Annotated in this window: 21 protein-coding genes; 11 read left to right on the top strand and 10 right to left on the bottom strand. The window is 71.0% G+C overall.

The genetic code is table 11. From position 1 onward, the window contains the following. Positions 1-409 precede the first annotated feature (409 nt). The 4 genes from DK254_RS17380 to DK254_RS17365 all read right to left on the bottom strand — a co-directional run bounded on the left by DK254_RS17380 (position 410) and on the right by DK254_RS17365 (position 4,499). Positions 410-997 carry an NAD(P)H-dependent oxidoreductase gene (locus tag DK254_RS17380; RefSeq protein WP_109934782.1) on the bottom strand — a complete coding sequence of 196 codons (588 nt, stop codon included), beginning with the start codon at positions 995-997 and terminating at the stop codon, positions 410-412. Positions 998-1,165: 168 nt separating this feature from the next. Beyond that, positions 1,166-2,737 carry a M48 family metallopeptidase gene (locus tag DK254_RS17375; protein ID WP_109934781.1) on the bottom strand — a complete coding sequence of 524 codons (1,572 nt, stop codon included), beginning with the start codon at positions 2,735-2,737 and terminating at the stop codon, positions 1,166-1,168. An 11-nt stretch (positions 2,738-2,748) separates the two neighbouring features. Beyond that, positions 2,749-3,111, bottom strand: a complete 363-nt coding sequence (locus tag DK254_RS17370; protein WP_109934780.1) for a hypothetical protein — start codon at positions 3,109-3,111, stop codon at positions 2,749-2,751. 38 nt (positions 3,112-3,149) lie between these two features. Beyond that, entirely contained in the window at positions 3,150-4,499 is a 1,350-nt protein-coding gene (locus tag DK254_RS17365) for a CHASE2 domain-containing protein (RefSeq protein ID WP_109934779.1), read from the bottom strand. 145 nt (positions 4,500-4,644) lie between these two features. On the opposite strand from DK254_RS17365, the gene DK254_RS17360 reads away from it, so the two are divergent. Continuing rightward, positions 4,645-5,490 carry a CAP domain-containing protein gene (locus DK254_RS17360; RefSeq protein ID WP_109934778.1) on the top strand — a complete coding sequence of 282 codons (846 nt, stop codon included), beginning with the start codon at positions 4,645-4,647 and terminating at the stop codon, positions 5,488-5,490. Positions 5,491-5,497: 7 nt separating this feature from the next. Here the strand turns inward: DK254_RS17360 and DK254_RS17355 are convergent, their stop codons facing one another. The 5 genes from DK254_RS17355 to DK254_RS17335 form a co-directional block, all read right to left on the bottom strand. Then, positions 5,498-6,268 carry an IclR family transcriptional regulator gene (locus tag DK254_RS17355; protein WP_109934777.1) on the bottom strand — a complete coding sequence of 257 codons (771 nt, stop codon included), beginning with the start codon at positions 6,266-6,268 and terminating at the stop codon, positions 5,498-5,500. Positions 6,269-6,344: 76 nt separating this feature from the next. Next, complete coding sequence (locus tag DK254_RS17350; protein WP_109935772.1) at positions 6,345-7,811, bottom strand: amidase; 1,467 nt, start codon at positions 7,809-7,811, stop codon at positions 6,345-6,347. A gap of 9 nt (positions 7,812-7,820) precedes the next feature. Next, positions 7,821-9,143 (bottom strand): citrate-proton symporter, encoded by a 1,323-nt coding sequence (locus DK254_RS17345; RefSeq protein WP_089394901.1) that lies wholly within the window; start codon positions 9,141-9,143, stop codon positions 7,821-7,823. A gap of 70 nt (positions 9,144-9,213) precedes the next feature. Further along, entirely contained in the window at positions 9,214-10,380 is a 1,167-nt protein-coding gene (locus tag DK254_RS17340; RefSeq protein WP_109934776.1) for a M20 aminoacylase family protein, read from the bottom strand. A 149-nt stretch (positions 10,381-10,529) separates the two neighbouring features. Beyond that, complete coding sequence (locus DK254_RS17335; protein ID WP_109934775.1) at positions 10,530-11,666, bottom strand: porin; 1,137 nt, start codon at positions 11,664-11,666, stop codon at positions 10,530-10,532. A 250-nt stretch (positions 11,667-11,916) separates the two neighbouring features. On the opposite strand from DK254_RS17335, the gene mdcA reads away from it, so the two are divergent. Genes mdcA through madM form a run of 9 tightly spaced genes read left to right on the top strand, consistent with a single transcriptional unit; the run spans position 11,917 to position 19,260 of the window. Then, positions 11,917-13,578: a malonate decarboxylase subunit alpha gene (gene mdcA / locus DK254_RS17330; protein ID WP_109934774.1), complete on the top strand. Its 1,662-nt coding sequence runs from the start codon at positions 11,917-11,919 to the stop codon at positions 13,576-13,578. After that, positions 13,578-14,453, top strand: coding sequence for a triphosphoribosyl-dephospho-CoA synthase (locus tag DK254_RS17325; RefSeq protein WP_109934773.1), 876 nt, complete (start codon positions 13,578-13,580; stop codon positions 14,451-14,453). The genes mdcA and DK254_RS17325 overlap by 1 nt, the downstream gene beginning before the upstream one ends. A 2-nt stretch (positions 14,454-14,455) precedes the next feature. Continuing rightward, positions 14,456-14,755 (top strand): malonate decarboxylase subunit delta, encoded by a 300-nt coding sequence (locus tag DK254_RS17320; protein ID WP_109934772.1) that lies wholly within the window; start codon positions 14,456-14,458, stop codon positions 14,753-14,755. Then, positions 14,748-15,611 (top strand): biotin-independent malonate decarboxylase subunit beta, encoded by an 864-nt coding sequence (locus tag DK254_RS17315; RefSeq protein ID WP_109934771.1) that lies wholly within the window; start codon positions 14,748-14,750, stop codon positions 15,609-15,611. The genes DK254_RS17320 and DK254_RS17315 overlap by 8 nt, the downstream gene beginning before the upstream one ends. Beyond that, complete coding sequence (gene mdcE, locus DK254_RS17310) at positions 15,608-16,414, top strand: biotin-independent malonate decarboxylase subunit gamma (RefSeq protein ID WP_109934770.1); 807 nt, start codon at positions 15,608-15,610, stop codon at positions 16,412-16,414. Before DK254_RS17315 ends, mdcE begins: the two co-directional genes overlap by 4 nt. Positions 16,415-16,431: 17 nt before the next feature. Next, positions 16,432-17,100: a malonate decarboxylase holo-ACP synthase gene (locus DK254_RS17305; RefSeq protein WP_109934769.1), complete on the top strand. Its 669-nt coding sequence runs from the start codon at positions 16,432-16,434 to the stop codon at positions 17,098-17,100. Further along, the gene (gene mdcH / locus DK254_RS17300; RefSeq protein ID WP_109934768.1) at positions 17,097-18,029 is read left to right on the top strand and encodes a malonate decarboxylase subunit epsilon; all 933 of its coding nucleotides are present in this window, start codon (positions 17,097-17,099) and stop codon (positions 18,027-18,029) included. The genes DK254_RS17305 and mdcH overlap by 4 nt, the downstream gene beginning before the upstream one ends. Positions 18,030-18,077: 48 nt before the next feature. Further along, on the top strand, positions 18,078-18,494 hold the full coding sequence (gene madL, locus DK254_RS17295) for a malonate transporter subunit MadL (RefSeq protein ID WP_089394891.1): 417 nt from the start codon (positions 18,078-18,080) through the stop codon (positions 18,492-18,494). A 1-nt stretch (position 18,495) separates the two neighbouring features. Next, entirely contained in the window at positions 18,496-19,260 is a 765-nt protein-coding gene (gene madM / locus DK254_RS17290) for a malonate transporter subunit MadM (protein ID WP_043314735.1), read from the top strand. 32 nt (positions 19,261-19,292) lie between these two features. Here the strand turns inward: madM and DK254_RS17285 are convergent, their stop codons facing one another. Then, entirely contained in the window at positions 19,293-20,264 is a 972-nt protein-coding gene (locus DK254_RS17285; RefSeq protein ID WP_109934767.1) for a LysR substrate-binding domain-containing protein, read from the bottom strand. Between the two features lie 547 nt (positions 20,265-20,811). Here DK254_RS17285 and DK254_RS17280 point away from each other — a divergent pair. Next, positions 20,812-21,252: carbohydrate porin (locus DK254_RS17280; RefSeq protein WP_177412090.1), on the top strand; the 441-nt coding region annotated here is incomplete at its 3' end.

Raw genomic sequence — 21,252 nt, 5'->3', positions numbered from 1 at the left:
TCATGCGACATGGATGTCGCGAGAGCCCCGATGGGCTACAGGGACGTACCCTCGGGGCGGGCCTCCGTGGCGGGGGAGTTCGTGAGGGTAGCCCGGCTTTATCGGGCCCGTATGCGGGGCAAGCCTTTTTGGTTACTTTTGTGGCGATTGACAGAAGTGACTCGCCCGAGGGGGCGAAACAAGAAACATCAACGCACTCGGAGCGGCGCGCTACACCCAAGCCCGACGTCTTTTCAATGACGAGGGATGGAGATCGGAGCACAGGCCCAAGGTTCGCGAGCAAGAACTAGGTGTCCCCCTCGATCCTACGAAAAGCGGGGCCCCATCATGTAGTAGCGGGCCCTGCCCGCGATTTCGCGCGCAGGGTGCGCTCCTACAGGTGAACGGCGCGGATGGGGCAGACCCTGCCTCAACGCCGGCCGAACACCTCGTCCAGGTGCCTGTGGTAGCGCGCCACGTCCGCCTCGATGTTCGGCTCCTTCATCACGTTCACGCAGAGGAAGGTCGGCAGCGGGCTCATGCCGAGGAACTGGTTGGCCTTGTGGAAGGGGAAGTAGACCGCGTCCACGCCCTTGCCCTCGAAGAAGTCGCCGGGGTCGTCGAAGGCCTGCTGCGGGGCGTTCCAGGTGGCCGAGATCATGTAGCGCTTGCCGTGGATCAGGCCGCCGCTGCCGTACCTCTGCGAGGCGTCGGAGCGGGTGCGGCCGTCGTTGGCGTAGAGGCTGCCGTGGCCGGCGGTGAAGACTTCGTCGAGGTACTTCTTCACGGTCCAGGGCGCGCCCATCCACCAGCCGGGCATCTGGTAGATGACCCCGTCGGCCCAGAGGAATTTCTGCACCTCTTCCTGGATGTCGTAGCCGCCGTCGATGAAGGTTTCCTTCACGTCGAAGCCGGCGTGGTCGAGGTGGGCCAGGGCCGCCTCGTGCAGGGTGGCGTTGTACTGGCCGTTGGAGTGGGCGAACTGCTTGCCGCCGTTGAGCAGGAGGATGTTTTTCATGGCAGGGGCTCCGAAAGCTGTGGATGGCCGGCAGGATAGCCAGGGCCCGGGGCCGGAAAAACCGGCCCCGCGGCAATTGATTTGTGTTTTCAGCTCACGAATCGGCGCCCGGCGTTGCTCCAGGTCATGCAATCGCCGGCGGCCCGGCCACCGGCGATGCCGGGGGCGTCAGACGGAGCGGGGCACCAGCTTGCGGCAGCTTTCCTTGCGGCTGGGGTACTGCTCGCACTTGCGCAACACGAACTGCACCTGGTCGTCGGCCTTGAGCTGACGGTTGGCTAGCAGCTTCTCGGTGATGAACAGTTCTTCCGAGCCCAGGTTGCGCTCGGCCTTGTCGATCATCGTCAGCGCCGCCTGCGGGTCGTTGCGCTTGAGGTGGTAGCTGATCATCAGGTCGTAGATCGACGGCCCGGCCAGCGACCAGTCCTGGATCGACTCCAGGTCGGCCAGCGCCGCGCGGCCGTCGCCGCGGTCCAGGTGGACATTGAAGGCGGCGCGGCGCACCCCGGGCTGGTTGCCCACCGGCGAGGCCAGGGCGCGGGCGATGAAGGCCTGGGCCTGGGCCGGCTGCTTCTGCTCCAGCGCCGCGGTGGCGGCGTAGGCGTCCTTGTAGCCCTGCAGCGAGGCGCGCACCGTCGCCGAGTCGCGCACCTGCGGCCAGCTGCGCCGGTCGACCCGCGCGCGGGCCTGCTGGCGGTACTCGCGGTGCAGGTACTTGCGCAGTTCCTCGTCGCGGTCGGTGGGCGACATGTGCGAGCGGGTGAAGTATTGCCCGGTGGCCGAGATGGCCGTGCCCAGGCCCTGGTCGAGCAGGGTGTCGAGCTCGCGGCTGAAGCGGTTCAGGTCGAACTGCTGCAACGATTCCTGCATGGCGCCCTGGCGCGCCTTGAGGAAGCCGCCGAGCAGCGGTTCCTGCTTGCCCTGGAAATCGCCCAGGCGCTGCAGGCTGACGCTGGCGGCGCGCGGCGCGTAGCCGGCGCGGATCATCAGGTCGGTGCCCAGCAGGTCGGCCTGGTCTTCCTGGGTGCGGCCCCAGGCGGTGCTCCAGACGTTGTCCGAGAAGCTGTTGGCCAGGGCGGTGTAGAGCAGCGTATTGCCGATGGTCTTCTGGGTGCCCAGCGGGTCCTTGCTGACCAGCCTGAGCCGGCCGGTGCTGCGGTCCACGCCGGTGTCCGCGGCCACCGCGGCGACCACCACGGTGGTGGCGACGTTGAGCATCAGCTCCTTCTGCTGCTGGAACGCGGCCAGGCGGTCGTGGTGGCGCAGCAGCACGTGGCTCATCTCGTGGCCGAGCATGGCGGCGATCTCGTCCTCGCTCTCGACGTTGTCGAGCATGCCCAGGGGCACGAAGAGGGTGCCGAAGGGGTCGGCCGAGGGGCCGAAGGCATAGCTGTCGGTGATGCGCACCTGCAGTTTCGGCGCCTCGCCCGGCCAGCCCTTGGCCAGGCGCTCGACGATGCCCTGCAGGTAGGCCTGCAGCTCGGGGATCTGCACCAGGTTCTGCTGGCGGATCTCGCTGGCCGGCAGGGTGCGGCCGTCGAAGCTCAGGCGCTGCTGGCTGGCGCGTTGCGGGTCGAGCCGGTAGTACTCGCGGACCTCGGCCTGGTCCAGGTAGTGGCCCTGCACCCGCGATTGGGTGGAGGGGCCGATCAGGTTCAGCGCCGCCTTGTGGGCGCCGTCGAGGGTCTGGCAGCCGGCCAGCAGGGCGAGCAGCGGCAGGGCCAGCAGCGGGGTCTTCATGCGCACCGCCCTCACTTCTTGCACCCGGCGCCGAAGCCGATGGTGGAATTGTTCTGCTGGTCCTCGGCCTGGCTGCGGGTGAGTTTCCCGCAGGGCAGGTCGACCACGTGCAGCGGCGGGTCGACGCGCACCGCCATGCTGTCCAGCCAGACCTTCTGCCCGCTCACCTCGACCTCCACCAGGTCCAGTTCCCTGTCGTACTGCAGCACCGGCAGCGCCTGCTGCGGCAGGCTGGCGCTGGGCACCGCGCGCTGCAGCTTGCCCTGGTCGTCGAGCAGTTCCACCGTGTCGTCGAGGTAGCCCACCACCTGGCTGGCGGCGAACAGGCTCTGGCTGAACAGGGCGCAAAGCAGGAATAGGGAGGTCTTGCTCATCTCTGGACTCCTTGAGTCGGGCGGTTTCCGAAGCCTCATCAGGCGTTGCGCCCGAGGCGTTCCTGGATCTTCTCGGCGAACAACGAAAGCGACAGCAGGAGGATGCCGAGCACGTTCACCGGGGTCATGTTCAGCCGGTACAGCGCATAGCTCAGCGCCGCCAGCAGCAGGGTCATGAGCGCAAGGCCGGCCAGCGGCGAGCGCAACCAGGGGTTGTGCGGCCAGCGCCCGGCGGGCCGCGCCTGGAGGAACTTGAGCAGGGCGATCAGGCCGAGCAGGGCGAGCTGCGCCAGGTCCAGCGGGTTCACCGAGCCCAGGCTGAAGTCGGCCAGCGCCGGTGGGTCGCGGTAGTAATGCGGGCCCCAGGCGATCAGGTTGTCCAGGGCCATGGCGTGCAGGTATACGCCGGGGATCTTGCCGTGCAGCGGCGACAGGGTGAGGTCGCCGGTGCCGGCGATGCTGGCGCCGACCAGCACCAGCTTGCCGCGCAGCAACTCGCGCAGCAGGGCGCGGTCCTCGTCGGCGGTGGCTTCCAGGTCGCTGGCGGTCAGCGTCAGGCTGTACGGGCAGGTGGCCTGGGCCGAGTTGCCGAGCTTCCAGAACATCGCCTGGAGCATCTGCCGGAACACCCCGGGGGCGCTGCAGTGGCCGATGGCCGAGATGTGTTCCTGCAGCGGCGAGAGCTTCAGGCCCCACTGCAGGGCCATGGCCGGCAGTTGCGCGGCAGCCTCGGCGTCGGCCGGCAGCGCCGGGCAGGCGTGGCGCCGGCAGTATTCGCGGTACAGGCCCAGGGCCGGGCTTTCCAGGGGCCCCAGCGGGGTCTGCAGGGCCAGCGGGTACTGGTCGCCGAAGCCGCTCCAGGACACCAGCGCCGGGCGGCTGACCGCGGCGAAGCGCGGCAGCGCGTTGACCGCGCCGTCCACGCCGCCCGGCAACCCGGTGTTGGCCAGCAGCAGGGCGATGTCCTGGCGCTGGTAGCGCTCGAACACGTTGGCCAGCAACTGGCTCTCCATCAGCGGCTGCTGGCCGGGCACCGCGCGGGAGTGGTCATGGCTGTACAGCAGGTCGACGAACACCGCGCCGGGCTGGTAGGCGAGCAGGCGCTTGAACAGCTTGCTCTGCTCGCTGTAGGGCAGCGGCCAGTAGGCCTGGTGGCGTTGCAGGTAGGCGTCGTCGACCAGCAGCACCACCACCTGGCGCTGCCCGCTGTCCGGGTAGCGCTCGGCGAACAGGCGGTTCAGCCAGCGCGCCGAGGCGGCGTTGGAGGAGCTGGCCAGGCCGAAGGGGTCGCACAGGGCGATGAAGGCGACCGCCAGGCCGAAGAGGATCGGGCGGGCATAACGCGAGACGAAGGACGTGACCGACTGCAACCTGGCTTCCCTGCACATGGCGATTCATTGGCGTCATTTTGCCATCATTGTTTCGTGATGTGAAAGTGCCATCTATTCGCCGGGCGCCCGGGGTGCGCCAGGGGGCAGCGAAAACCCGCGGGATCGCGCATCATGTCCGCCAGTCCACCAAGGGGAGCCTTACATGCGCGTGTTGCCGTCCGTTCTGCGATGCCTCCTGCCGTCCCTGGCGCTGCTGGCCGGCGCCGGCCATGCCGTGGCGGCCGAGCCGCTGCTCGAAGCCATCAACGCCTACCGCAGCCAGCCGCAGGCCTGCGCCGGCCGGGCCAGCGAGGCGCTGCCGCCGCTGGGGCAGGACTCGCGCCTGGTCCTGGCGCCGGGCATTTCCGACTGGCGGTCGGCGCTGAAAGCCACCGGCTACCCGATGAGCAGCGCGCGCATGCTCAGCCTCAGCGGGCCGAAGGACGCCCAGGCGGCCATGGCGGCGCTGCAGGAGAGTTTCTGCCAGGTGCTGCTGGACCCGCAGTTCATCGAGGTCGGCGTCAGCCGCGAAGGCAACGACTGGCGCGTGGTGCTGGCGCGGCCGCTGCTGCAGGGCAAGCTGGGCGACTGGCAGGCCGAGGGGCAGAAGCTGCTGCAGGCGGTCAACGCCGCGCGCGGGCAGGCGCGCCAGTGTGGCGGGCAGGGCTTCGCCAAGGCTGCGCCGCTGGGCTGGAACGCGGTGCTGGGCAGCGTGGCCGAGGAGCACAGCCGCGCCATGGCCAACGGCAACTACTTCTCCCACCTGGACCGCGACGGCCGCACCCCGGGCGACCGCGCCGAGCTGGGCGGCTACAGCGCCGGTTCCGTGGGCGAGAACATCGCCGCCGGGCAGGGCACCGCGAGGGCGGTGGTGGACGCCTGGCTGGCCAGCCCCGGCCACTGCGCCAACCTGATGAGCCCGCAGTACCGCGAGCTGGGCGCGGCCTACGCGGTGGACCCGAAGAGCGACGCCGGCATCTACTGGACGGCGATGTTCGGCGCGCCCTGAGCGCGCCTCAGGCGAGGCTGCGCTGCAACTGCTCGATGGTGTCGCCGAGGCTGCCCAGGTACTGGCGGCGCACCTGCTCGACGCTGCCCTGGTCCTGCGGCCAGTGCAGCGCGACGCTGCCCAGCAGGCGTTCGCCGGCGCGCACCGGCAGGGCGATGGCGCGGATCAGGAAGGGCAGGCGCACCGAGTATTCCCAGTGGCCTTCGGTGCGTTCGCCGAAGCCGCGGTGGTGCGCGCGCTCGTGCAACTGCAGTAGTTCCTCGCCTTGCAGCGCGTGGCGTTCGGCCAGGTTGCGCACGTGCTGCTCGTCCAGCGCCGCGAGGCAGGCCTGGCCCATGGCCGAGTGGAACAGGCTGGCCTTGAGCCCGACGATCATGCGGTTGCTCGGGTAGCGCTTGCGCAGGCGCTCGGGCACCGAGCTTTCCATCACCCGCAGGTCGGCGCCGTCGAAGAACGACAGGTCGGCCACCAGCCCGGTGCGCTCGCTCAGCGCCTTGAGCAGCGGCGCGGCTTCCTCCACCAGGCGCCGGCTGCGGCGCTCGTCGGCGTCGCCGAACAACCGCCGCGAGCTCAGCCGGTAGCGCCGGTCGCACAGGCCGCGGTAGAGCCAGCCCTGCTCCTGCAGGGTGTGCAGCAGGCGCGAGACGGTGGCCTTGGGCAGGGCAGTGAGGTAGTGCAGTTCCTCCAGCCCCAGGGAGCCGTGCTCGCCGAGCAGCTCGACGATCGCCAGGGCGCGCTCCACCGAGCGCACCGTGCTGCCTTCCTCTTTCCCCTGCATCGCCGTTCCCCATGTACCCAGTGCTGTCGGCACTGGGGAGGCAGGATGCGTGCCATGCCCGAGCGGGCCGCGCGCCTCAGCGTTCATCGAGCAGCGCCGGCGGCCGCCGGGCGACCCAGCGCGTCTGCCGTTCGTGGGCGTGGGCCAGTTGCAGCACGGCCAGGTCCGCCTGCGCCGGGCCGAGGATCTGCACGCCCATGGGCAGCCCGGCGGGGTTGAAGCCTACCGGCACGTTCATCGCCGGCAGCCCGGCGAGGGTGGCGCCGATCACCACTTCCATCCAGCGGTGGTAGGTGTCCATCGGGCGGCCGGCGATGGCATCCGGCCATGCCAGTTGTGCATCGAAAGGGAACACCTGGGCACTGGGCAGGAGCAGGTAGTCGTAACGCTCGAACAGCTTCTGCAGGGCGCGATACCAGTCGCTGCGGTCCAGCGAGGCCTGGTAGACGTCGGCGGCGCCCAGGCCCAGTCCCGACTCCACTTCCCAGATCGCCTCCGGCTTGAGCTGCCGGCGCAGCGCCGGGTCGGCGTAGGCCGGGGCCAGGCTGCCGGCCACCAGCCACTGGCGGTGCACCAGCCAGCAGTGCCACAGGCGCGCCATGTCGTAGTCCGGGCGGCAGGGCTCGACCTCGGCGCCCAGGGCGCGGAAGTCCGCCAGGCCCGCCTCGCACAGTTGCAGCAGCCCCGGCTCGGTGGCCAGGTAGCCGTCGAAGTCGCCCAGCCAGCCGATGCGCGCGCCGCGGAAGTCGCGCTCCAGCGGGCCGTCGAGGTCGTCGCCGCCGCGCAGCGACAGCGGCGCGCCCGGGGCATGGCCGGCCTGGGTGCGCAGCAGCGCCGCCACGTCGGCCACGCTGCGGCCCATGGGGCCTTCCGTGGCCAGCTGCTGGACGAACAGGTCATTGGACGGGCCGAAGGGCACGCGGCCCTGGGACGGGCGCAGGCCGTAGACGTTGTTGAAGGCGGCCGGGTTTCGCAGCGAGCCCATCATGTCGCTGCCGTCGGCCACCGGCAGCATGCGCAGGGCCAGCGCCACCGCGGCACCGCCGCTGCTGCCGCCGGCGCTCAGGCGTGGCTCGTAGGCGTTGCCGGTGATGCCGTGCACGGTGTTGTAGGTGTGCGAGCCCAGGCCGAACTCGGGCACGTTGCTCCGCCCGACGAAGATGGCCCCGGCCCGGCGCGCGCGTTCCACCACGTAGGCGTCGTGGGCGGTGACCTGGTGGGCGAACAGCGGCGAGCCCATGCTGGTGACCATCCCGGCGCAGGCCGCCAGGTCCTTCGGCGCCTGGGGCATGCCGTGCAGCCAGCCGCGCCAGTGGCCGCGGGCGAGCAGGCGGTCGTGCTCGTCGGCGTCGCGCAGCAGTTCCTCGGCGGGGCGCAGGGACACCAGCGCGTTGACCCGCGGGTTGTAGCGGTCGATCTGCGCCAGGTAGGCCTGCATCACCTCGCGGCAGCTGACCTGGCGGCTGCGGATGGCTTCCGACAGCGGCCGCGCGTCGAGGGCGACGATGTCCTCGTCGAGCGGGGTGGCGTGGGACGCGGTCATCACGGTCATTCAGAGGCTCCGGGCAGTGGGGGAAAGGGTAGCGCGGGCGCGGCGGCGGGCCAGCGCCTCGGGGGCGCCCTCGCGCAGGAAGGCCAGGGCGAACAGGCCGATCAGCGAGGCCGCCAGCACGTACCAGGCCGGCGCCACCGGGGTGCCGCCGACCTGGGTCAGCCAGGCGACGATGAACGGGGCGAAGCCGCCGAACAGCATCACCGCCACGTTGTAGGCCAGGGCCAGGCCGGTGGAGCGCACGCGGGTGGGGAACTGCTCGGCCACGGCGGTGGGCGCCGGGCCGTAGCTGATGCCGATCAGGCTGCACAGCACCAGCTGCATCACCAGCAGGTTGCCGATGCTCGGCGCGCCGGCCACCCAGGCGAACAGCGGGTAGACCAGCAGGGTGAAGCCCAGCACCCCGGCGAACAGCACCGGGCGCCGGCCGTAGCGGTCGGAGAGGGCGCCGGCGACGGGGATGATCAGGGTCATCAGCGCCACCGCCAGCATCTGCACCATGAACACCTGGTCCAGCGGCAGGCCGAGCTGGGTGTGGGCGAAGGTCGGCATGTTCACCAGCACCACGTAGAAGGCCACGGTGCCGTTGATGGTCGAGCCCATGGTCACCAGCACCGCGCGGCGGTGTTCGCGCAGCACCTGGCGCAGGCCGACGGGTTTTTCCTGGCTGCTGGCGCGCACGAAGTCCTCGGTCTCCTCCATGTGCCGGCGCATCCACAGGCCCACCGGGCCGATCAGCAGGCCGAGCAGGAAGGGCACGCGCCAGCCCCAGGCGTCCAGCGCCTCGGGCGACAGGTTGTGGGTGACCAGGGCGCCCATGCCGGCGCCGGCGAACACCGCCAGGCACTGGCCGAACAGCTGCCAGGCGCCGTACAGGCCGCGGCGGTTGGCCGGCGCGGATTCCACCAGGAAGGCCGTGGCGCTGGCGTACTCGCCGCCGGTGGCGAAGCCCTGGAGCATGCGCGCGATGACGATCAGCGCCGGCGCGCCCACGCCGATGGCGGCGTAGTCGGGGGCGAAGGCGATCAGCGCGATGGCCACCGTCATCAGCGCGATGATCAGCTGCATGGCCGCCTTGCGCCCCTTGCGGTCGGCGTACATGCCCAGCAGCACGCCGCCCACCGGGCGCATGAAGAAGCCCACGCCGAAGGTGGCCAGGGCCATCAGCAGCGAGGCGTAGGCGCTCTCGGCGGGGAAGAACAGCCGGGCGATCAGGCTGGAGAGGAAGCCATAGACGATGAAGTCGTACCACTCGAGGGCGTTGCCGATGACCGCGGCCGCTACCTGGTGGTTGCGCGACACGGCGCGGGAAGAGGTCTGCATCACGGGTGCTCCTGGCGCGCCCGGGGCGGGCGCGCGGCTGGGTGAGGGAGGTGGCAGGGGGGAAGGGCGCTCAGGGGCGCAGCCAGCGCTCGGCCAGCGCCGCCCAGTAGGCGGCGCCGCGCACCAGGATGGCGTCGTTGAAGTCGTAGGCCGGGTTGTGCACCATCGCCCCGGCGCCGTTGCCGATGAACAGGTAGCTGCCGGGGCAGCGCTGGAGCATCCAGCCGAAGTCTTCGCTGCCCATCACCGTGGGCGCCTCGCGCACCTCGTCGGCGCCCACCAGCTCGATGCCGACCTCGCGGGCGAAGGCGGTTTCCTCCGCCGTGTTGACCAGCACCGGGTAGGCCGGGCGGTGCTCGACCTGCACCGTGCAGCCGTAGCTCTGCGCCTGGCTGTGGATGATCGCCTTGACCCGCTCCAGCACCTGTTCGCGCACCTTGGCGTCGAGGGCGCGCAGGCTCAGGCGCAGCAGCGCCTGCTGGGGGATGACGTTGGCCGCCTCGCCGGCCTGCAGCGCGCCGACGGTGACCACCGCCGCCTGCTGCGGGTCGACGTTGCGCCCCACCACCGTCTGCAGCGCCATCACCACGCTGGACGCCGCCACCAGCGGGTCGACGCTCAGGTGCGGCATCGAGCCGTGGCCGCCGACGCCGTCGATGCGAACTTCCAGCAGGTCCTGCGAGGCCATCATCGGCCCGCTGCGGAAGCACAGGTGGCCGGCTTCCAGCCCCGGCATGTTGTGCATGCCGAACAGCGCGTCGCAGGGGAAGCGCTGCAGCAGGTCGTCCTCCAGCATCGCCAGGGCGCCGCCCTGGCCTTCCTCGGCGGGCTGGAAGATCAGTGTCAGGCTGCCCTGGAAGTTGCGGGTGGCGGCCAGGTAGCGCGCCGCGCCTAGCAGCATCACGGTGTGCCCGTCGTGGCCGCAGGCGTGCATGCGCCCGTGGTGGCAACTGCTGTAGGGCAGGCCGGTGGCTTCCTCGATGGGCAGCGCGTCCATGTCCGCGCGCAGGCCCAGGCGCCGCGGCGAGTCGCCGTTGCGCAGCACGCCGACCACGCCGGTGCGGCCGACGCCGCGGTGCACCTCGTAGCCCCACTGGCCGAGCAGGTCGGCCACCAGGTCGGCGGTGCGGCGTTCTTCGAAGCCCAGTTCGGGGTGGGCGTGGATGTCCTGGCGCAGGGCCGCGAGTTCCGCGGCGCTGTCGTTCAGCCAGGCGAGGATGTGAGCGTGGAGGGACATGTGGGGGCTCTCCCGGGGTAGCCGGACTGGAGTCCGGTCTTGTTGGCGGTTGCCGGCGGCGGGGCCGCCGGCTCGGATGGCTACCAGCAAAGCGCGGGCGCCGTGACGGGGCAATGCGCGGTGGTTCCACCCTGTGGAACCGCGCGCGCTCAGAAGTGGTAGTAGATGCCGATGGCCACGCTGGACGGGTCGTCGCCGGCCTGCTCGACGGGGATGCCGGCGTAGCTCACGGCGGCCTGGCGCTGGTTGTCGATCAGCGCCACGCGGCCGTACAGCGCCAGGTTCGGGCGCAGGAAGTGGTCGTAGCCGAGCATCACCCCGGTGGCGTCCTGCTCGCCGCTGTCGAGGTTGCGCCGGGTGGCCACCAGCCGCGCCAGGTCGTGCTCGCCCACCGGCAGCATGAAGCCGAGGGTCCAGGCGGTCATGCTCGGCGTGCCGGGGTAGTCCACGTCCTGGCGCTGCCAGGTGAGGTTGGAGGAGAAGGGGCCGAAGTCGTAGAACGCCGAGGCGCTCTTGAAGGCGTTGTGCGTCTGCCGGCTGCGCCCGCCGTCGTCCCACGGGTCGCTCAGGTAGTCGTTGTAGGAGCCGAGCAGGATCAGCCGGCTGTCGCGGTACTGCAGGCTCACGCCCTTGCCGCGCACGGTCTTCCCGGCGCTGGCGGCGTCGTCGAAGCCGAAGGTCATGGCCGTGCCGACGCTGAAGCCGTGGTAGCTCGGGGTGGTGTAGGCGAGGGTGTGCTTGGGCCGCACGTCCAGGTAGTACGCGCCCTTGCCGCGCGGCGGCAGGGTGAGGAAGGTGTAGGGCGAGCCGTACACGGCGAGGAAGGGGTCGGCGTAGGTCGGGGTGCTCATGTTGTAGGTCTTGCCGAATTCCAGCTTGCCGTAGTGGCGGGTGCGCAGCGCCACCAGCGCCAGGCGCAGCGCGCCGACCTGCTTCCAGTGCTGGTCCAGGGCCTGGCCGTTGAGGTTGAAGCCTTCCTCGACGTCGGCCTCCAGCACCGTGTCCTCGTCCAGCGCCTTGCGCAGGTACAGGCCCAGCTTGTTGGTCCAGGCCCCGCCGCCCTCCAGACGCCAGCCGGAGTGGTGGCCGGAGTCGTGGTAGTCGGCGAAGGCGTCGAGGGTCCCGTAGACCCTGGCCTTGTCGTCGAAGCCCTTGTCCACGTTGTAGTAACCGAAGCCCGAGGCGATGCGGGCGATGCCGGGGAAGCCGTCGGCCTGGGCGGCCAGGGGCGCGGCCAGCAGGGCGACGAGGGGGAACAGCGACTGCTTGCTGAGTGGGGTGTGCACGGCGCGGATTCCTGATTCTGGTTGTTGTTCGCGGGGTCCGCCTGTCCCCTTGGCGGGACTGTCGGCGCGTTTTCAGCAGAATCCGGAGAGGGCCCGGCGGGCAATGCACAGCGGTTCCATGGCGCGGAACCGTTGGCAGGCTGGGTCAAACGTTACGCTCAGAGTAACAATCATGCTCCGGGCTTGATTGATGCCCCCGCCGCCGGGTCCCTAAGGTGCGTCCACGACAGCAGCGTTCGTGGAGGTACCGATGATCCAGACATCCCCCCCGCCCCAGTGGTCGCGGCGCCGCGCCGAGAAGGCGCGCCGCCTCGAACGGGTGCGCCACCTGGCCGACGGCGCGGTGCTGCCGCGCGAGCACCTGGTGCGGGCCCTGGAGGCGCTGATCGCCCCGGGCGACCGCGTGGTGCTGGAGGGCAACAACCAGAAGCAGGCCGACTTCCTCTCGCGCAGCCTGGCCCGGGTGGACCCGGGCAAGGTCCACGACCTGCACATGATCATGCCCAGCGTCGGCCGCCCCGAGCACCTGGACCTGTTCGAGCTGGGCATCGCGCGCAAGCTCGACTTCTCCTTCTCCGGCCCGCAGAGCCTGCGCATCGGCCAGCTGCTGGAGGACGGGCTGCTGGAGATCGGCGCCATCCACACCTACATCGAGCTGTACTCGCGCCTGGTGGTGGACCTGATCCCCAACGTCGCCCTGGTCGCCGGCTTCGTCGCCGACCGCGAGGGCAACCTCTACACCGGCCCCAGCACCGAGGACACCCCGGCGCTGGTGGAGCCCACCGCCTTCAGCGACGGCATCGTCATCGCCCAGGTCAACCGCATCGTCGACGACCCCCGCGACCTGCCGCGGGTGGACATCCCGGCGAGCTGGATCGACTTCGTGGTCGAGGCCGACCGGCCGTTCTACATCGAGCCGCTGTTCACCCGCGACCCGCGCCACATCAAGCCGGTGCACGTGCTGATGGCGATGATGGCGATCCGCGGCATCTACGAGCGGCACAACGTGCAGTCGCTGAACCACGGCATCGGCTTCAACACCGCGGCCATCGAGCTGATCCTGCCCACCTACGGCGAGTCCCTGGGGCTGAAGGGCAGGATCTGCCGGCACTGGACGCTCAACCCGCACCCGACGCTGATCCCGGCCATCGAGAGCGGCTGGGTGGAAAGCGTGCACTGCTTCGGCACCGAGCTGGGCATGGAACGCTACATCGCCCAGCGCCCGGACGTGTTCTTCACCGGCCGCGACGGCTCGCTGCGCTCCAACCGCATGTTCTGCCAACTGGCCGGGCAGTACGCGGTGGACCTGTTCATCGGCGCCACCCTGCAGGTGGACGGCGACGGCCATTCCTCCACCGTCACCCGTGGCCGCCTGGCCGGCTTCGGCGGCGCCCCGAACATGGGCCACGACCCGCGCGGGCGGCGGCATTCCACCCCGGCCTGGCTGGACATGCGGCCGGAGCCCGAGGCCCTGCTGGCGCGCGGCAAGAAGCTGGTGGTGCAGATGGTCGAGACCTTCCAGGACGGCGGCAAACCGACCTTCGTCGAGCAGCTCGACGCCGTGGACGTGGCGCGCAAGGCCAACATGCCGCTGGCGCCGGTGATGATCTACGGCGACGACGTCACCCACGTGCTCACCGAGGAAGGCATCGCCTACCTGTACAAGGCGCGCTCGCTGGAGGAACGCCGGGCGATGATCGCCGCGGTGGCCGGCATCAGCCCCATCGGCCTGCGCCATGACCCGAAGGATACCCAGCGGATGCGCCGCGAAGGGCTGATCGCGCTGCCCGAGGACCTGGGCATCCGCCGCGCCGACGCCAGCCGCGAACTGCTCGCGGCCAAGAGCATCGGCGAACTGGTCGACTGGTCCGGTGGCCTGTACGAGCCGCCGGCGCGCTTCAGGAGCTGGTGATGGCCCAGGCATACGAACTCGAACCCCGCGTCGGCCTGGGCGAATGCCTGGCCGACCTGGCGGTGGACGCGCTGATCGACGAGGCCGAGCTGTCGCCCAAGCCGGCGCTGGTGGACCGCCGCGGCAGTGGTGCGCACGGCGACCTGCACCTGGGCCTGATGCAGGCCTCGGCGCTGAGCCTGTGGCCGTGCTTCCAGGCCATGGCCGAAGCGGCGCGGGCCCATGGCGAAGTCGGCCTGCCGCTGCGCGAAAGCCTGGGCCGCCTGGGCCGCGAAGGCGAGGCGGAAATGCTGCGCACCACGGCCGGGGTGAACACCCACCGCGGCGCCATCTGGGCCCTGGGCCTGCTGAGCGCCGCCGCCGCCCTCGACACTTCGCAGCCGCAGGCCGAGGCGGTGGCCGCCCGCGCCGGGCGCATCGCCTTGCTGGCCGACCGCATGCAACCGCAGTTGAACAGCCACGGCGACAAGGTGCGCCGGCGCTACGGCGTTGGCGGCGCCCGTGAGGAAGCGCAACTGGGCTTCCCCCGCGTGGTGCTGCACGGCCTGCCGCAACTGCGGCGCAGCCGCGCGGCCGGCGCCGGCGAGCAGAACGCCCGGCTCGACGCGCTGCTGGCGATCATGGCGGTGCTGGACGACACCTGCGTGCTGCACCGCGCCGGCCAGCCCGGCCTGCAGGCCATGCAGGGCGGCGCGCGGGCGGTGCTCGACGTCGGCGGCAGCGCCAGCCTGGCCGGGCGCCGCGCGCTGCGCGAACTGGACCGCGCGCTGCTGGCGCTCAACGCATCCCCTGGCGGCGCCGCCGACCTGCTGGCCGCCTGTCTCTTTCTGGATCGCCTGCCCGCCGCGCTCGGCGGGTGGGCCGGGAGCCTCTGACCATGGAAACCCTGTCCTTCGAATTCCCCGCCGCCGCCTCGGTGCGCGGCCGCGCCCTGGTGGGCTGCGTCGGTTCCGGCGACCTGGAGGTGCTGCTGCAACCGGCGCCGAACGCCACCCTGAGCATCGAGGTGGTGACCTCGGTGAACGGCAGCGCGCCACGCTGGCAGCAGCTCTTCGAACGGCTGTTCGTCGCCGTGCCGGCGCCGGCCGCGCAACTCTGCATCCACGACTTCGGCGCCACCCCCGGGGTGGTGCGCCTGCGCCTGGAACAGGCGCTGGAGGAAGCTGGCCATGAATAACGTCGCCCGCTTGCTGGCCCTGCGCAGCTTCACCGAACTCTCCGCCCGCCAGCGCGCCCGCGAGCTGCTGGACGCCGGCAGCTTCCGCGAACTCATCGACCCCTTCGCCCGGGTGCAGTCACCCTGGCTGGAAGGGCAGGGCATAGTGCCCCAGGCCGACGACGGCGTGGTCATCGCCCGCGGCACCCTGGACGGCCAGCCGGCCGTGGTCGCCGCCATCGAAGGCGCCTTCCAGGGCGGCAGCATGGGCGAGGTCGGCGGGGCGAAGATCGCCGGCGCCCTGGAACTGGCCGCCGAGGACAACCGCAACGGCATCCCCACCCGCGCCCTGCTGTTGCTGGAAACCGGCGGCGTGCGCCTGCAGGAGGCCAACCTGGGGCTGGCGGCCATCGCCGAGATCCAGGCGGCCATCGTCGACCTGCAGCGCTACCAGCCGGTGGTGGCGCTGGTCGCAGGCCCGGTCGGCTGCTTCGGCGGCATGTCCATCGCCGCCGGGCTGTGCAGCTACGTGCTGGTCACCCGCGAAGCGCGCCTGGGGCTGAACGGCCCGCAGGTGATCGAGCAGGAAGCCGGCATCGAGGAATACGACTCCCGCGACCGGCCGTTCATCTGGAGCCTCACCGGCGGCGAGCAACGCGCCGCCAGCGGCCTGGCCGACGCCTGCCTGGCCGACGACGTGGCGACCCTGCACGGCGCGGTGCGCGAGTACTTCGCCAAGGGCCTGCCGGCACGGCCGCGCAGCCGCCGGGTGGCGGACTTCCTGGCGCGCCTGGCAAGCCTCGACACCCGCGAACAGATCGACGCCGCCGGCGTGCGCTGCCTGTACCAGGGCCTGAACCAAGGAGACGCGCAATGAGCCAAGCAACAGTTTCCCGCGGCCTGGCCTGGTTCCAGGCCCTGGCCGGCGAACAGCCCGCGCGCCCGCAGGACGGCGCCTCGCTGCGGGTGGCCGACGCCGAGCTGGACGGCCAGCCGCTGCGTTACCTGGCGGTGGTGCCGGATGCGAACGATGCCTTCCCCCGCGCCCGCAACGGCGAGGTCGGCCTGCTGGAAGGCTGGCGCCTGGCGGCGGCGGTGGAGGAGGCCATCGAGGCCGACCGCGATGCGCCGCTCAAGCGCGCGCTGGTGGCGATAGTCGACGTGCCCAGCCAGGCCTATGGCCGCCGCGAGGAGGCCCTGGGCATCCACCAGGCCCTGGCGGCGGCGGTGGACGCCTATGCCCGCGCGCGCCTCGCCGGCCACCCGGTGGTCGGCCTGCTGGTGGGCAAGGCCATGTCCGGCGCCTTCCTCGCCCACGGCTACCAGGCCAACCGCCTGATCGCCCTGCGCGACGCCGGGGTGATGGTCCACGCCATGGGCAAGGCCGCCGCCGCGCGCATCACCCTGCGTAGCGTCGAGGAACTGGAGCGCCTGGCCGCCACGGTGCCGCCGATGGCCTACGACATCGACAGCTACGCCTCCCTGGGCCTGCTCTGGGACAGCCTGGAAGTGCCATCCATAGAAGCGCCCGGTGACGCGGATGTGGCCCAGGTGCAAGCCAGCCTGCGCCGCGCCCTGGACGACATCGCCGGCGCCCCGCGGGACCTTCGCGGCCGCCTCGGCGCGGCCAACCGCGCGGCCTCCAGCCGCGTGCGCGAACTGCTGCGCGAGCAGTGGTGAGAACTCGGGAGCGGGCCATGGCCATCGTCGAAAGCTCACAGCGGGGCCCACGCCGGGACGGGCCCGCTCCCGACCTTTTCCGTGCCCATGACCTGCTCTGGGGCATGGGGGCAGAGCATCTACTGGAGGACGCTCCGGCCTGGGCGAGCGAAGTGCTGGCAGCCGGTTGGCCGGTTGTCGTGCGCCGCGCGCCGGCACGGGATGGCTGGGTGGCCGTCGGCCTGCGCGGGCGGAGCCGTGAGCAGCGCTGGGCCGGCTGGCTGCCGCTGGAAGTGGTGATGCGTTGCGCCACGCCCGAGGTGCTGCGCCAGGTCGCGCCGCAACGCGAACTGCCCGCCTGGCAGGCCCTGCGCCAGGTGCGCGCAGTGCTGGACGCCACCGGCCTGGCCTGGGGCGTCACCGGCGGCGCCGGCTTCGAGCTGGCCACCGGTGTGCCGGTGCTGCACGACGCCAGCGACCTCGACCTGCTGTTGCGCACCCCACAGCCGTTTTCCCGCGACGCGGCCCGCGCGCTGCTCGCCGAACTGAACCAAGCCGCCTGCCGCATCGACCTGCAACTGCAGACCCCCACCGGTGGCCTGGCCCTGGCCGAATGGGCCGGGGAGGGCGCCCGGGTGATGGTCAAGGGCGACCACGCGCCGGTCCTGCTGGCCGATCCCTGGGCGCGCGCCGAGGTGGCCGCATGAGCAGCCTCTTCGCCTTCCCCGGCCAGGGCGCGCAGTACCCCGGCATGCTCTCGGCGCTGCCCGGCGAGCCGGAAGTGCGTGCCTGCCTGGAAGAGGCGGCGAACGTGCTCGGCCAGTCCATGGCCAGCCTGGAAAGCGCCGAGGCCCTGGCCTCGACCCGCGCCGTGCAGTTGTGCCTGCTGATCGCCGGCGTCGCCGCGGCACGCCTGCTCGCCGCGCGTGGGCACCGGCCAGCGCTGGTGGCGGGACTGTCCATCGGCGCCTATCCGGCCGCCGTGGTCGCCGGTGCCCTGGACTACGCCGACGCCCTGCGCCTGGTCGCCCTGCGCGGTGAACTGATGCAGCAGGCCTGGCCCAGCGGCTACGGCATGAGCGCCATCCTCGGCCTGGAGCAGCCACAACTGGAGCCGTTGCTGGCCCAGGTGCACAGCGCCGAACGCCCGGTCTACCTGGCCAATATCAACGCCGAACGGCAACTGGTGGTGGCTGGCAGCGACGAGGCCCTGCAAGCCATCGCCGAACTGGCCCGGGCCCATGGCGCCAGCGCGGCGAAGCGCCTGGCGGTCAGCGTGCCCTCGCACTGCGAGCTGCTGGCCGAACCCGCCGCGCGCCTGGCCGAGGCCTTCGCCGGCGTGCGCCTGGGCCGCCCGCGGCTGCGCTACCTGAGCAGCAGCACGGCGCGCCTGGTCATGGACCCGGCGGCGCTTGCCGCGGACCTGGCCGGCAACATGGCGCGCCGCGTGGAGTGGCGCGCCACCTTGCGCAGCGCCTACGAGCGCGGCGCCCGCCTGCACCTGGAGCTGCCGCCCGGGCGCATACTCACCGGCCTGGCCAGGCCCTGCTTCGGCGCCGCCGCCATCGCCTTCGACGGCGCCCGCGCGGACACCCTGGACGCGCTGCTGCGCGAGGAGGAACGCCGCGACCCCTGAACCGGTCCCATTACCCCCAACCCCAACGACCAACCGAGGACAACAACAATGATCATCTACGGTGTCGCTCTACTGTCTGCATGCACGCTCGCGGGCGTGATCCTGGGAGACCTGCTGGGCGTGCTGCTCGGCGTGCAATCCAACGTCGGCGGCGTCGGCATCGCCATGCTGCTGCTGATCTTCGCCCGCCTGGCGATGCACAAGCGCGGCGGCCTGAGCAAGGAATGCGAGTTCGGCGTGGGCTTCTGGGGCGCCATGTACATTCCCGTGGTGGTGGCCATGGCGGCCCAGCAGAACGTGGTCACCGCCCTGCACGGCGGCCCGGTGGCGCTGCTGGCGGCGATCGGCTCGGTGCTGGTGTGCGGCGCGACCATCGCGCTGATCAGCCGCACCCACCGCGGCGAGCCGCTACCGCGCGAGGACCGCGCCGAAGACCTGGGCGCCGCCCCGGCGGGAGGGCGCTGAGATGTGGCAGATCGTCGAGAACGCGCTCATCCATAACGGCCTGGTCACCGCCTTCGCGGTGGTGGGCGTGATCATGTGGGTGTCGGTGCTGATTTCCCGCCACCTGACCTTCGGCCGCGTCCACGGCTCGGCCATCGCCATCCTCATCGGCCTGGTGCTGGCCTGGGTCGGCGGCACCCTCAGCGGTGGGCAGAAGGGCCTGGCCGACCTCTCGCTGTTCTCCGGCATCGGCCTGATGGGCGGGGCCATGCTGCGTGATTTCGCCATCGTCGCCACGGCCTTCGAGGTGCAGGCCACCGAGGCGCGCAAGGCCGGGCTGATCGGCGCGGTGTCGCTGCTGCTGGGGACCATCCTGCCGTTCATCGTCGGGGTGATCGTGGCCTGGTCGTTCGGCTATCGCGACGCGGTGAGCATGACCACCATAGGTGCGGGGGCTGTCACCTACATCGTCGGCCCGGTCACCGGCGCGGCGCTGGGCGCCAGTTCCGACGTGATGGCGCTGTCCATCGCCACCGGGCTGATCAAGGCGATCCTGGTGATGGTCTTCACCCCGGTCTCGGCGCGCCTGCTGGGGCTGGACAACCCGCGCTCGGCGATGGTCTTCGGCGGCCTGGCCGGCACCGTCAGCGGCGTCACCGCCGGGCTCGCCGCCACCGACCGGCGCCTGGTGCCCTACGGCGCGCTGACCGCCACCTTCCACACCGGCCTGGGCTGCCTGCTCGGCCCGTCGCTGCTGTACTTCTGCGTGCGCGGCCTGGTGGGCTGAGGCAGGGGCCGGCTGCAAGCGGGCGGGGCGCCTCAGGCCCCCGCCCGCGCCGCTTCCTGCTCGTGGCGCATGCCGTACATGCGGCATTCGGCGAGCAGCGCCAGCAGGTTCGGGTCGCGCTCCTTGGCGCGCAGGAACACCACGCCGATGCGCTGCTGCAGGCGGTAGCGCGCCTGCAGCGGAATGAGCTTCACGCGGTTCTCGTACACCGCCTCGATGCGCTTGGGCAGCAGCGCGTAGCCGACCCCGGAACTGACCATGCTGAGCAGGGTGAAGATGTCGTTCACCTGCATGGCGATGTGCGGCTCGAAGCCGGCCTGGCGGAACACCCGCACGCCGTCCTGGTGGGTGGCGAAGCCCTGGGCCAGGGTGACGAAGGGCGCCTCCTTCAGGCTCGCCAGGTCGATCTCGGCCAGCTCGGCGTAGGGCGAATCCACCGGCACGGCGAGGAAGATGTCGTCGGAGAACAGCGGCAACTGCTCGCAGTCCGGGTCGGCCACGCTTTCGTTGAGCGACACCAGGATGGCGTCCAGCTCCATGTTCTTCAGCTGGTAGAAGAGGTCGACGTTGGAGCCGAGGATGAGGTCGATGTTCAGCTCGCTGCGCCGCAGCTTCAGGCCCATGATCAGCTGCGGCACGGTCTTCACCGTCAGCGAGTAGAGCGCGCCGAGCTTGAAGCGCTCGGCGGAGAAGCCGGCGGCCTCGCGGGTCAGGCGCACCGTCTCGTTGACGTCCTGCACCAGCTTCTGCGCGCGCTCCTCCAGCACGAAGGCGCTCTCCAGCGGCGTGAGGGTGCGCCCCTCGTGCTTGAACAGCGGGCAGCGCAGGGCGCTTTCCAGGGAATGGATGGCGCGGTGCACGCTGACGTTGCTGGTGCCCAGCTCGGCGGCGGCGCGGGCCAGGTTGCCGGTGCGCATGAAGGCCAGGAACACCTCCAGCTTCTTCAGCGTCAGCTCTTCGTCGATGCGCGGTATGGGCGCGCTGACCGTATCAGCGCGGGCCATGGGCGCCTCGGGCGGGGTGCGGAAGGGGCATGCGGGTTCTCGCTCGGTCGGTGGCCCGGCCAAGGTAGCGGAGCCGGGCGCGGGCTTCCAGCCGCTATCGGAGCGAGGTGGTGGACAGCGCTGTCTCGCTGGGCGGGACGCCGTTGCCGGGCTGCAGGCCGCCAATCGGCTGGCCTGCAGGGGAGTGCCGAGCATGGTCAGGCCGGCATGCAGGTCCCCGTATTGCCTTGGAAAAAGTGAGGATATTGAGGAAAATATTTCGCGTATGGGCTGGATTATTACGGGATATGAAAAATAATATTGCCAGCCCCGTGGCTGGCCACAGGCCTTCGCGGGCAGTAACGTGCGCGTCGCCTTTACCGAGGCGTTTTTTTCGTCCGCCAAAGATAGCGCTGTCTCAAGGCCGCACGACAATGGGGAACGGCCGTGCCAGAGCGGTGCGCCGGCCCCTGTTCTACAGTTTTCGTTTGGCCATGCGGCTCGCACCCTGGGGAGGCGGGCCGGGTGGCGCTTTTCCGCTTCAAGGCTGCCAGGAGGAATAGCCACCATGATCACCGCTCGCAATCTTGCCCCGGGGCTGGGGCTGCTCGCCCTGCTGGCCAGTGGCGCGCAGGGCGACGAGGCCTTTTCCGCCGATTCGAAATGGGGCCTGGGGGACTGGGGCGGTACCCGCAGCGAGCTGCTGGAGAAGGGCTACGACTTCAAGCTGGACTACGTCGGCGAGGCTGCGGGCAACCTGCACGGCGGCTACAACGACGACAAGACCGCGCGCTACACCGACCAGTGGGCGCTGGGCAGCCACCTGGACCTGCAGAAGATCCTCGGCTGGCACGGCGCCGAGTTCCAGCTGACCATCACCGAGCGCAGCGGCAACAACCTGTCCAACGACCGCATCAGCGACCCGCGCGCCGGCCAGCTCAGCTCGGTGCAGGAAGTCTGGGGCCGCGGCCAGACCTGGCGGCTGACGCAGATGTGGTACAAGCAGACT

This window comes from Pseudomonas sp. RW407 (genome assembly GCF_003176655.1).
GTDB lineage: Bacteria > Pseudomonadota > Gammaproteobacteria > Pseudomonadales > Pseudomonadaceae > Pseudomonas > Pseudomonas delhiensis.
Note: the sequence above shows the minus strand (reverse complement) of the source record. Positions and strands in the feature narration are given on the sequence as shown.